The organism is Streptomyces sp. NBC_01092 (assembly GCF_045039535.1).
GTDB lineage: Bacteria > Actinomycetota > Actinomycetes > Streptomycetales > Streptomycetaceae > Streptomyces.
Window position 1 is genome coordinate 10,888,758 of the sequence record NZ_CP108659.1, and the last position, 12,279, is coordinate 10,901,036.

Below are 12,279 nucleotides of genomic sequence, written 5' to 3' on the forward strand. Positions count from 1 at the left end.
GCCACGAGCCGCAGGCGCTCAAGAGCGGCGTGAACTCCCGAGGATCGGAACGCCTCTCGAACCACGGAGCGTTTTCCAACCTCACGTTGCTGCGTGGTGAAGGACGACGACGGCCTTCACCACGTCGGTGATTCGGTTGGTGCTCAGTGGAGTTTCCGCAGGAGGCGCCAGCCCTTGAGGGTGGCCATGGCCCGCTCGCCGAGGCAGCGGATCTTGGCGTGGGTGGTGTTGTGGCGGCGCTTCCATCGCCTGAGGCTGCAGCCCCGAAGCGGTACCCGGACGGGTCCGCCGGCGCCTTGATACGCCTTGTCCGCCCAGCACTTGAGCCCCACATCGGCGAGGGCTTCGATGATCCGGTGCTGCCGCGCGGCGATCAGGTCGTGAGTCGTGCCGGGCAGAGCCGGCGAGGCCCAGAGCAGCCGTCCGAACGGATCGGTGAGGACCTGGACGTTCATGCCGTGACGTTTGTGTTTCCCGGAGCAGTACGGGTGTCGGCGGCGATGCGGTCGCTGGGCAGCAGGGTGCCGTCGAGGATCACGAAGCCTTCCTCCGGATTGTCTTCATCGCCTCGGCCAGGGACGGGGCGAGGGCGGACAGGGCCTCGACGGCTTCACGTATGTAGCGGTAGACGGTCGCGATCCCGATGCCGAATCCGGCAGCGAGCTGGGCGTAGGTGTCACCGCACCGCAAGTGGGCCAGGGCGAGCAGGGCCTGACGCGCGGCGGAAAGGCGCCGCCACCGCGTCCCGATCTCCTACCGCTTGGCAGTCAGTTGTCCGGGGTCAGGAACCGCAAGGTGCGGCTGGACAGATCGATCGAGGACGGGTGGACAAGCACGCGACGCTCCTGGCGGACACGGGTGATCTTGGTCGAGAACCCGTCTACCAGGAGCTTCGTCGTTGCACAGGAGTGTCCAACTCGCGGTCAGCACCGCCAGCTTGGAAAGTCCTCAATGACCGCCGCGAGATAGAGAAACCCGGCCCAGGTGTGGATATAGGTGATGTCACTGAACCTCTTTCATCCTGTCTCGCGAGGGTGAAAAGGCCTGGTCAGGGGCGGTGGCAGAGCAGAGCCCCCGGTCGTAGGGAGTGTTGATTCCACTCGACACAGCCGACACTCCGGGGGCTCTGTTGGTTCCGTATCCTTCCATGCTCGACGTGCCGTATGAGCTGGTCGAGCATGTCTCCTGGCACATCTACGTCCGAAGGCGTGAACTACGCTCGCCCTGGCGGAAGTTGAGTTGCTTCAAGCAGGCCCTGCTCACGCTGGCCCACCTACGGAAGAACGAGACGTCCGCCCAGCTCGGAGCCGGGTTCGGCGTCTCAGAGACGACCCCGTGGCGGCACGTCGACGAAACCCTCGAGGTGCTGGCCGAGCGGGCGCCGGGGCCTCGTGAGGCGCTCGTCGGCCTGGGCGAAGGGGACTTCGCCATCCCGGACGGCACCCTCATCCCCACCGACCGCAGCAAGGCCGACGAGCCGTACTACTCGCAGAAACACAAGCAGCACGCCATGAACGTCCAGGCTATCGCCCGCCAGGACGGCACACCGCTCTGGTTCCCACGAGCCACGCCTGGCCGAACCCATGACCTGACCGCGGCCCGCGCCCACGGCATCATCCAAGCCTGCCTCACCCGGCAGATCCTGATCCTGGCGCACCGCGCCTACCAGGGCGCCGGCGCCACGGTGCGCACCCCCGTACTACCACCACCGCGAACAACCCGCCCACTACCAGCAGTACAACCGCGACCACGTCCGGCTCCGTGCCCCCTGTGAGCGGTGCGTCGTGAAGTTGCTGGTCACGGGTCTGGTGTGCGTGGGGTTCGGGGTGCTCGTGGTGGTCGTGGGCGGAAGACTTCGGCGAAGATCGTCGGTCATCGGGAGACTTCGCGGTTCGTGAGGACCAGCAGGGCTCTGACCAGGGCGGTCGCCCATGTCGGGTCGGTGCGGACCTTGCTGAGGATTCGTCAGTACTTCAGGTGGGCGAAGCCGTGCTCGATCGGCGCCCTCACGGCCGCCAGCGCCTTGTCGGTCAGCTTCTGACCTCGCGTCAGGGGCCGGTTCCGGGCGGCCTTGCAGCCGGTGATCACCGCCGGGTCGGCGTCGGGATCACTGTCGTCGAGGCCGACGAATCCCAGGTCTGCGATGGCCCCGAGTCCGGCCGCCCGCAGCTTGGCGGTGAGCTGGTCGTGGCGGCAGGCAGTGATCTCCGAGGTGCGTCCGGGCCGGGCCGCCGAGACCCAGAGCAGTCGGCCCCGGTCGTCGGTGAGCGCGATCACGAGCAGGCCATGGCACGTGTGCTTGCCGGAGTAGTTCTTCCGGTTCTCCTTTCCGGTCCTGCGCCGGGTGCGGATCACTGTGCCGTCCAGCAGTACGACTCCGCCGCCCTTTCGGGTGGTCTTCTTCAGGGCGTGGTCCAGGCGTGGGGCGCGGGTGGCCGGCAGGCCGACGACTTCCCTCACTCACCGAGTCACGGTGGTGCGGTGTATCTGGTTGCCGCCGGCCAGGTCACCGGGCCGCTGGTCACAGCGCAGCACCGCCGGCACGATGCCCGCGATCTTTCCCGCGGGCAGCGCCCGCCACCGCGAGCCGATCTTCTTCAAGTGGCCGCGCATCAGATCGGCGAGATAGTTCAAGGTGGCGCTCGACAGTGGCAGTCGGGCGGTGTAGACAAGGCCGTCAGGGCCCTCGATGGTGCTGTTGTTCTTCTTCACACCAAACTCAACTGCCCTCGGGGCCCGCCGGTTACGTCTGTGCAGCCAGCCGCGGTCGGGGAGCTTGGTCATCTTCGCGCGCAGCGGTTCCAGCCGCGCTGACCTGGACGGGGCCGTCGGCGGCCCGCACGATCGCCAGGATCTTGCGGTAGTCAGCGGGCAGCGCGGCCTCGTCGGGATTCTCGCTGCGGTGCGGGATCCGCAGGACCGCCCGCCCCGCCACCCGGGCGGGAGTCGGGGCGGGCGGTCGCGCACGTTTCTGCCTCGGCCCGGTCCTGGTCGGTCAGCTGGTTCAAGCACCCGCTCGGCGATCACCAGTTCCTCCCGCTCGGCCTGGACCTCATGCAGCTGCTTGGCCAACTCCTCGGCCCGGCACGCCCAGTTCAATCCGGCGAGCCGTGATCCGCTCCGGCTCCTCCACGCCCACGCCCTCCCCGCGACATCCCTGCGCCCCCCTGTGCCGACCCGGTGACGGATGGTAAGAGCGGGACGGTCGCCGGCGCAGCAGAACCCGACAACGGCTCCGGCCGGCACGGCAGGCAATCTTCACCGTGGACACCCGCCGACGACCAGCATGAGTATCCCGCCCACCCCTCACACCAGACCCGGACCTGCGAACTTCACGTTGCACGGACCTCACTGGGGGGGCGTCGACTGGCAGTCCCAGGAAGAGTCAGTACGGCGACTGCGGCAGAGAGTCTTCACGGCATCGCAGGCAGGGGGACCTCAAAAGGGGTCCGCACCTTGCAGAAACTGATGCTCCACTCCGGACGAGCCTTTCAAGTGAGAGTGAGCTGCGACGAGCCGTTGCCTCAACCCCGTAGACCGGAGGCGAAGATAGCGACCAGTTTCCGCCACTGTGGGCGCGCGGCGAATGCGGTGAGGAGCCGGCCGGTGCGGGCGGCGGTCTTGTTGGTGACGAACCACGGAGGCTTCGGGGAGATGGACATCTCACCGTTCAGCACCGATCGCGGCGTCGGCCGGAAGGGCCCGGTGACGACGGTGCGCTCGGTGTCGTCCAGCAGCAGGGCGTTGTGGACGACACCTATCCCGCTCTGCACATCTGCGAGGGTGTGCCCGGGGAAGGCTCCCCACGTGGCGCGAGGGATGAGGTAGCCGAGGGCTGTCCAGGCATTGACCCCGATGGTGCCGTACCGCAGATCGGCGACCGCCGCGCGGAGCCGGTCGCCGAGTGCTCGGATCGTCTTCGGGTGGACGATGACGTTGGCACCTAGGGTTCCGTGGAGCCGGTCGTTGGCGGCCGCGACCGCGGCGTCGAGGAAATCGGCCCCGGTGCCGGGCAGCTCCGCGACTCCGAGGACCGGCCCGAAGTACTCGGTCGAGAAGGCCGACTCGTTCGCGTCGGTGAGGTCTAGGCCGGTGAGCAGTGTGCGCTCTGGCGTGCCGCCGACTCTCTCGGCGGCGGGGTGCAGGGCGTGGGCGGAGCTGACCCGGGCCTCGTGGCCGGGGTACCAGGCTGGCCGGGCGGGCGAGTTGGCCAGCGCCTGCCGGAGCTGATCGAGGAAGGCGTCCTTCTGAGGCCATTCGGAGCTGAGGATGACGATCTGCCCAGCGATGCAGTTGCAGCCGCTGTTGTGCAGGCGCTGGGTGGCCACGTGCTCGGCCTGGAAGCGCAGGTCTGCCGCCGTCCACGTGCCGGGCACGACGATGATCGGGGCGACGCCGCCGAGTTCGCTGGTCATCGGCTTGTCCAGCTTCGGCGTGCCGGATGCCTTGGTGGCCGCCGCCTGGTCACCCGTCCCCCAGACCACGGTGTCGTGCGTGGCTGCGCTGCCGGTCATATGGACGGCCGCGACCCCGGGATGGTCCGCAAGAGCCGCGCCGACGTCCGGCCCACCGGTGACGATCTCGACCAGATTGCGGTCGATCATCGGCTTGAAGACCGTCCGGAAGACATCGGCAAGTGGATCGGTGGTGGGGTTGAGCTTGAGTACGGCGGTGCGGTTCTCCGCGTAGAGCTGGTACAGCACATCCAGGGGCGGGATGGAGAAGATGTTCCCCGCGCCGAGGACCAGAGCCACGCCGTTGTTGCGCTCAGGGGCCCGCTGTCCGAGGCCGGCCTTGGACCGTAGCTCACGTTTGGTGATGCCGGGTGTCGTCCAGACCTCGGCGTGGAAGCCGTTCAGGAGCAGTTTGTCGAAGGTGTTGTACGGGAGCACCTGGATGGCGAGCCGACCGCCCGGGGCCGGGCTGATACGGCTGTCGGCCAGGATGTCGGATCCCTCGTCCAGGCGCCGCAGGGTATCCTGGAGCGCGTGGGCGTATGTAATGACGGCGTAGGGTCCGCTGATCCACTCCTCCCCGACCAACGAGGCCCGGGAATCCAATTGCTTGATCCCGGCTGCGGTAAGCACCCAGTCGTCTGCCACGGTCGAGACTGCGGCGGCCACGTCGAGGAGCAAGCTCCGCCGCTCGGACATGGGTGTCCGGACCCAGGCACGCGCGCCGGAGGCAAGTCCGGCAACGAGGGCGTCGATGTCCGGGCTGGGATTGCCGACGGTAGGGTGGATCGTCATGGCACGGCCTCGCTCACGGGTCGGGGTATGACGTCAGGCAAGCTCGGCGAAGACTCCGGCCGCAGCGCGGCGGGAGTCTTGAAGGGCACCGTCCACGTAGCCGTTCCATGTCCCGGCAGTCTTGGCGCCCGCCCAGTGGACACGGCCTCGCTCACCGGTCAGAAGAGAGCCGTGCGGTACTGCGTCCAAGCACCTACACCGACCCTATCAGCGTAACATCCGCGGGCGAACTCCTCGGCCGTCCAGTCCTGCCCCACGACATCGAACGGTGGGTCGCCTTCGGCCCGATGTGCTTGACGGCCTGCAGCTGACCGTGCTCGTCACTGCCACCAGCGTCTCCGACACCGCAGCCGGCGTGACCCTGCTGTCCCGCATCGCCGCCGCCCACCCGCACAGCACGAAGGCCTGGGTGGACGCTGGCTACCGCACCACCGCCATCGACCACGGGGCCCGCCTCGGCATCGACGTCCATCCCGTCCAACGCCCGCCCGGCGCCAGCGGGTTCACGATCATCCCGAGACGCTGGACCATCGAACGCAGCATCGGCTGGCTCATGCACCACCGCCGCCTCGCCCGGGACTACGAAACCCACCCGCACCGCTCCGAAGCCATGATCCACCTCGCGATGATCGACCTCATGGCCCGCAGACTCACCGGCGAAGCCACCCCGAACTGGCGCGGAACCTGACCCGGGACCAAACACGAATCACCGGACCAAACGCTCAGTAAGTAGTCGGACAACTGAAACGGTCCAGCCGGAGAAACAACGGAGCGTCACGAAAGGTTGAGGCTAAAAGGGCACGCATTGTGCCCGTTCTACCCATCGTCGGCGGATGTCTGTTTCCATTCTTCAGCGGTCAGTTTTTAAATGGCTGTGGCTTTTCGTTTGGCCTTCCTCGGCGGCTAAGTACATTCCAGTCGAGACGAGGGGCCTGAGCGGCCATCGACACTGCCCGCTCCTGAATCCGACTGAACCGAGAGAGCAGGGTTTTCCTTGGCTACTTTGTGTCGGCCTTCTGTTTGGGTCCCGGAGTACACCGTTTCGATGGATGAGACGCTGAATTTGTGTCGTCAGCTGCATGCCGGTCATGAGAGGCTGTCGCTGGCCTTGCGCATGATTGAGAATACGGGTGTCCAAAAGAGACATCTGATCCGGCCGCTCGAGGAAACGTTGGAGCATCCAGGGTTTGAGGCGCGTAACCGGATCTATATGAGTGAGGCGCGGGCTCGTGTTCCCTCGGTGGTGGCACAGGCTCTGGTGTCGGCGGGCGTGGCGGTAGAGGATATCGATGCGATAGTTTTCGTGTCGTGCACGGGTTTTGGTATGCCTCCGTTCACCGCGTCGATAATCAACTCTATGGGTTTCCGGAACGATACGCGGCAGATCCCCATCGCCCAGCTCGGCTGCGCGGCCGGCGGTGCGGCGATCAACCGGGCGCATGATTTCTGCATGGCTTACCCGGATGCGAATGTATTGATCATCGCCTGCGAGTTCTGCTCGCTGTGCTATCAACCCACGGACATTGGTATCGGCTCGCTGCTATCCAACGGGCTGTTCGGTGATGCCATTGCTGCCGCGGTAATGCGCGGCACGGGCGGCACGGGGATGCGGCTGGAGCGCAATTCCTCCTATCTCGTCCCGCAAACCGAAGATTGGATCTGCTGCGACGTCAAGCCCACCGGGTTCCATTTTGAGCTGGACGGGCGTGTTCCGGGAACCATGTCCATGCTGGCGCCCTGCCTGCACACCCTGGCGGACGCCCAAGGCTGGGATGCTTCCCGGCTCGATTTTTATGTCATTCACGCCGGACGGCCCCGCATTCTGGATGCCCTAAGCCGCTTCCTGACGGTGGAGCCGGAGGCCTTCCGCCACAGCTGGGCCACGCTGACCGAGTACGGCAACATCGCCTCGGCGGTAGTGCTCGTTGCCCTGCGCCGCCTGTTCGACGCGGGCCCCTCCGAGGGGGCCCGCGGCCTGCTCGCCGGGTTCGGCCCCGGCATCACAGCCGAAGCGTCCCTGGGCACATGGACCACCGACAGTCTCCCGCCAACTTCCTTGCAAGCCGCACTAAAGCATCCGGCGGCTCCCGGCGCCAGTGCGCTGCCGACGGCCAAGCCCGCGCCGCTGGTCAGCCATGGCATCCCGAGACCCCGTCAGGAAATGAGGAATTGCCTGTGACTGTTATACCGAAAACCCTGTCCCTCGGCGGTGACCTGACCGTCAACCGCCTGGGTTACGGCGCCATGCATCTGACCGGCCCGGGCATTTGGGGGCCGCCCAAGGACCCGGACCAGGCTGTTCGTGTGCTCCGGCGCGCTGTGGAGCTCGGCGTCAACTTCATCGACACCGCCGACTCCTACGGCCCGGACTACAACGAGCAGATCATCCGCAAGGCGTTGCATCCCTATCCCGAGGACCTGGTCATCGCCACCAAGGGCGGGATGCTGCGCACCGGCCCCAGGGACTGGGTCCGTGAGGAGGGCAGGGCGCCGTACATTGTCGCCCTCGGCCGCCCCGAGTACCTGCGCCAGCAGGTCGAGCTGAGCCTGCACAAGCTCGCAGTGGAACGTATCGACCTCTACCAGCTCCACCGTATCGATCCTGTTGTGCCCCTGGCCGACCAGCTCGGCGAACTCGTGCGCCTCCAAGAAGAGGGCAAGATCCGCCACATTGGCCTGTCCGGGCAGCCCGAAGTCACCACGGAGCAGCTCGCCGAGGCTCGCACGTATGCGGACATCGTCGCCGTGGAGAACCTTTACAACATTGCGGACCGGTCCGGCGAAGCAGCCGTGCGCTACGCCGAGGAACACGACATCGCCTTCATCCCGTGGTTCCCGCTCGGCCACGGCGACCTGGTCAAGCCCTCGGGTGCGCTGACCGAGGTGGCGAAAAAGGTCGGAGCCACCCCGGCCCAAGTTGGGCTCGCCTGGCTGCTGCACCACTCACCGAACACGCTGCTCATCCCGGGCACCACATCGGTCAGCCACCTCGAAGAGAACATCAAGGCAGCCGACCTCGTCCTCGACGCCGACCAGTGGGCCGATATAGCGGAGCGCTGCTCCCAGGAGACACCCTGGCGCCCGACCGCCCACGCATCGGCCTGAAAGGCAGCACAGCCGTGACCACCACCCCCCAGAGCTCAGCCCGCGTCCACCCCCACACGGAGATCCTGCGGACTATCTACACAGAACTCACCCGCATGAAGGACCACATCAGCGACGAGGTCGTCCTGCACCGCGCCGCCCGCACCTCGCAGGACCCGCGCCCCTGCGTCGGCAAGGACGCGGTCATGGCCCACGAGCACGCCCTGCTGGGTGCCGCCGGCGGCACCCTCGTTATGGAGGTCCAGCACATCGTGGCCAAGGACCACTTCGGCGCCGTCCTGGCTGTCCTGCGGATCCGCCACCCGCAAAAGGCCGCCATGCCGTTCTGCGGCCTGTGGCTCTTCAAGGACGGCCGCATCGTCGAATCACTGGGAAAACGCCTACGACGCACCGGCCATGACAGCCGTCCTAACACCCCCCAACAACACCTGACCCCCACGCCCGCCCGGGGCGGACGGAAGACCCGTTCCGTCCTGGGATGCGTAGCGGCCGCTGGCCGCCGGGCACTGTCGTACGAGTTCTTGAGGGCGACGTCCCGACCCGAAGGCCTGGCCGGAAAGCGCCGGCAGTGTGTGTCGATGTGACCCCAACGTTGTGTCTGCCGCCGCATTCGCTCCGCTGGACGAAGGCCCTCCGAAAAACCGCAATGAGGACAGGAGCCGCGATGACGATGGACAGCACGAGCCGCTCAGCGTCCGCACTGCCGGTCATCGGCCACGCCCTGCGGCTGCGGCGTACCCCAGTGGGATTCCTAGAGTCCTTCGCGCACAACAGCCTGGTCCGCTACCAAGTCGGCCGCAAGTGCCTGGTTAGAGTCTGCGACACGGACCTGACACGACAGATGCTGAGCGATGACCGGACCTTCGACAAGGGTGGGCCGATCAACGCCCTGGTCCAAACCCTGGTCGGCGACGGCCTTGCCACCTGCCCAAGCAGCTGGCACAGGCAATCCCGCCGCGCGATCCAGCCCACAGCCGCCGGGACCGCCACCACCGGTTGGCGACGGACAGGTCCTCGACGTGCCCGTCGAAATGCGCAGGCTGGGCATCCACGCAGCGGTGCAGACCTGATTCTGCGGGGCACTGCCGCCCGGCGAAGTCGACCGGACCGCAGACGACTTCACCACCGTTCTCGTAGGACTCGCCCAAGGCGTCGGCAGACACCTACTCAACCAGCTCCCCACCCCACAGCAACCGCCGCCACACCCAGGCCCTCGCCCACATCCGGCAAAACCCTCGCCGATCCCATCACCCACCGGCGGGCCACGCCACCGGCCAGGACGACCTGCTCAGCGCCCTGTTCACAGGAAGGGGCCTCATCGCGATTCCCGCGGGGTTCCTGCTCGGTTGGCTCGGTTCGATCCTTGACCGGAGCCAACCGCGTGGCGCGGAATTCGAGAACACCGACATCCGGATGTTCATGAGCGAGCCAGCGGCAGCGGCTGAGTCATGTGAGATCGGACTGCCGTGATGGACGGACCCAGTGAGCGGCACTCACATGCGTGGAGGCCAGAGAGCGGCCCGCAGATGAGCGGTACCACTCAAGCGAGGTGCTGTGCCAAGCAGTCGCCGTCGCGGCACTTCACATGCCAGGTTCACGACGGTTGGGCGCGATATCAGGCGCTCTTGACCACAGGCCCCTGTTTCCACACGGCGAAACACAGCGGCGCGTTCCGCTTCGCGGCCACATCCCACCCGGCTCGGATGCGGCCATGCATGCCGCGTGCGACGAGGAACCGTAGTGGAGTAAGACGAACGGTGCCCGGGCGGCCGCCAGGCTGAGCCAGAGGCTTGCAGGAATCCTTCTCCGCGTCCCTCCGCGCAGCCCGCACGCGTACATACCAGTCCCACGACGAGCTCAGGAAGGCCCTCCCAGATGACGCGCCGCCCCCCCACCTACCGTTTTGTGGATGACGAACGTATCGCCGGAGTCACGAGGCACGCGTTCGTCCGTTACGGGGATCGCTACCACCTGACGGACCTTCGGATCTTCGCGGACGGGATGATCGACTGCGGGGGCCTGGTCACCCTGGAGGAGTTCGGTGCGAGGTTGCGCAGCGGATGGGTTGCCACGGAAATCGAGGAGGGCACCACAGGGGAGGCATCCGGTCTCTTCACCTGGAAATTCGCCCGCACACACACCCACACCAAGCCCAAATGGCTGCTCGCGGAGGTACGCGATGAGATCGAACGCCTGAATGGCCGACCAACGTCGCCCGATCGCTTCCTCAGGGCTGTGAAGGATTTCCTGAAGAGTCAGAGTGAGAATGACAGGGCGCTCGCGCGTGATGCCTATCTGGAAGTCCCACCCTCCCAACACCACACCATAGTGGGGATTGAGGAACTGATCGGCGGGTTGCGTGACAGGTCGGCGTCTGAATATGACCGTACCTGGGCGCTGAACCACTACAAGGAGCGATTCGCGGCCGTCGATTCCTTGTTCGGAACCTCAACGGGGGAGAAAAGACACAGGGATCCAGCCATCGTGATACACCCCCTTTCGGAATGGCCGGATGATCCCGGCCCGCTGGTCCTCTCCAATGAATATCCTGTATCCCTGCGCATTGATGACGTGCGGTATCCGACGGTCACGCATGCCTTCTGGAGTCTGTCCACCAACGATCCGAAAGCGCAGGACGCCATCCGCAGAGCCGGAAACGTATACGAGGCGCGCAAGTTGGCGACCAAAGCGCCCACGCGGGCCAACTGGGTCGAATGCCGTCTGGCCGTCATGCTCAAGCTATTGCAGGCCAAGTACCACCAACACCCCACTCTGGCCGATGAGCTACTGGCCACCGGGGATGCCCCCTTGTACTACACCGACATTAGTCATAGCCACTACTGGGGTGAGAACCGCGGCGACGGGCGCAACTGGATCGGAAGACTTCTGGAACTTGTGCGCTCCGAATTCCATGCGGAGCGCTCCATCCTTGCGCTGTGAGGGCTGAGGGCTACTGTCTTTCCGGGGTTACCAGGGACACTCGAGAGAACAACAACACCTAAACTCTGGGCTCTGACCGAGAGAGGAATCGGTATTCATCGGGATGAAACCGCTCCCTGAACCGCTCCGGGATCGGTGGAGGCTCTATGTCAGCTAGACCTGTAGTGATTCGCCTTGGGGCTACCCGCATCTGGGAATACCGGGCAAGAATTCTTTAGGAAGCTGAAGCTACGCCTCAGAATATCTCGCATATTGTTAGGAGTCCCGTGATTATTAGGTCGCCCAATTCGGTTCAATTGGCTCTGGCGGTAGGTCACTACATGGCTGCCGTATCGGAAGAGCTTTCGTCGCGAGACATAGCAGTGAACCTGATACGCAGCATCGGGCCATACCAAGATGGCGACTACCGATTCATTGATACCGAGGGAGATATTTCCTTCTCGGTAGGCAATTTAGGGCAGCCCAATCAGGTACTGCATTGGTCTGGGATCTCGGGATGGTGCACCGAACTGGAAGCGGTTGAGCCATTCCGGGAGCGGACACGCTGGATGTGCGCTGGCCTGCTACCGCATCCCATCGATGTGGCAACCTACTGCGAAGCAGTCATGAGCAACCGGCTCGGTGTGGGCCGTGAGCAGACGCCGGTCTACCGGAACGCTGGCGAGAACTTCCCCGAACTTCTGGAACTACTGAGCAACTACATACCAGAAGGAGGTTTCCCAATTTCCCCGAGCGATCGCCTCATAGAAGCCCGGCAGGAAATGTACCTCCGCCGGATAACGGAGTTGACGCGGCCCTCAAAACTGGACGATCGTCTGATCAGTGTTGCACTGCGAAAGCATGATCTCCAAGTAACAGTCGAACTCCTAGAATATGCCAAGATCAGTTCATCTCAAGTGGAACTGGCCAACCTCATTCAGGAAGTCATTGACCTTTTTCGTGAGTGAGCCTCTTTCATCCTGGGGCGGGAGGGTGAAATGGGCAG

General features: G+C 65.3%; 7 protein-coding genes and 4 pseudogenes. 7 read left to right on the top strand and 4 right to left on the bottom strand.

Annotated features, from left to right (window positions below):
- Positions 1-81: 81 nt before the first annotated feature.
- A pseudogene (locus tag OG254_RS48505) lies at positions 82-836 on the bottom strand (transposase family protein).
- Between the two features lie 251 nt (positions 837-1,087).
- Here OG254_RS48505 and OG254_RS48510 point away from each other — a divergent pair.
- Positions 1,088-1,793, top strand: a pseudogene (locus tag OG254_RS48510) (transposase family protein); the annotation flags it as partial.
- 79 nt (positions 1,794-1,872) lie between these two features.
- Here OG254_RS48510 and OG254_RS48515 read toward each other — a convergent pair.
- The 3 genes and pseudogenes from OG254_RS48515 to OG254_RS48525 all read right to left on the bottom strand — a co-directional run bounded on the left by OG254_RS48515 (position 1,873) and on the right by OG254_RS48525 (position 5,438).
- Positions 1,873-2,712 (bottom strand): annotated as a pseudogene (locus tag OG254_RS48515) (transposase family protein).
- 812 nt (positions 2,713-3,524) lie between these two features.
- Complete coding sequence (locus OG254_RS48520; protein ID WP_405594550.1) at positions 3,525-5,249, bottom strand: aldehyde dehydrogenase family protein; 1,725 nt, start codon at positions 5,247-5,249, stop codon at positions 3,525-3,527.
- 33 nt (positions 5,250-5,282) lie between these two features.
- Positions 5,283-5,438, bottom strand: coding sequence for an FAD-dependent oxidoreductase (locus tag OG254_RS48525; RefSeq protein WP_405594552.1), 156 nt, complete (start codon positions 5,436-5,438; stop codon positions 5,283-5,285).
- 73 nt (positions 5,439-5,511) lie between these two features.
- Between OG254_RS48525 and OG254_RS48530 the strand changes: the two are divergent.
- From OG254_RS48530 to OG254_RS48555, 6 genes and pseudogenes are all read left to right on the top strand, one after another.
- A pseudogene (locus OG254_RS48530) lies at positions 5,512-5,937 on the top strand (transposase); the annotation flags it as partial.
- 306 nt (positions 5,938-6,243) lie between these two features.
- The gene (locus OG254_RS48535) at positions 6,244-7,428 is read left to right on the top strand and encodes a type III polyketide synthase (protein WP_405594554.1); all 1,185 of its coding nucleotides are present in this window, start codon (positions 6,244-6,246) and stop codon (positions 7,426-7,428) included.
- Positions 7,425-8,354 (top strand): aldo/keto reductase, encoded by a 930-nt coding sequence (locus tag OG254_RS48540; protein ID WP_405594557.1) that lies wholly within the window; start codon positions 7,425-7,427, stop codon positions 8,352-8,354. Before OG254_RS48535 ends, OG254_RS48540 begins: the two co-directional genes overlap by 4 nt.
- A 14-nt stretch (positions 8,355-8,368) precedes the next feature.
- On the top strand, positions 8,369-8,938 hold the full coding sequence (locus OG254_RS48545) for a nuclear transport factor 2 family protein (protein WP_405594559.1): 570 nt from the start codon (positions 8,369-8,371) through the stop codon (positions 8,936-8,938).
- Between the two features lie 1,291 nt (positions 8,939-10,229).
- Complete coding sequence (locus OG254_RS48550; RefSeq protein WP_405594561.1) at positions 10,230-11,294, top strand: NADAR family protein; 1,065 nt, start codon at positions 10,230-10,232, stop codon at positions 11,292-11,294.
- A gap of 320 nt (positions 11,295-11,614) precedes the next feature.
- The gene (locus tag OG254_RS48555) at positions 11,615-12,241 is read left to right on the top strand and encodes a hypothetical protein (RefSeq protein WP_405594563.1); all 627 of its coding nucleotides are present in this window, start codon (positions 11,615-11,617) and stop codon (positions 12,239-12,241) included.
- Positions 12,242-12,279: the final 38 nt, after the last annotated feature.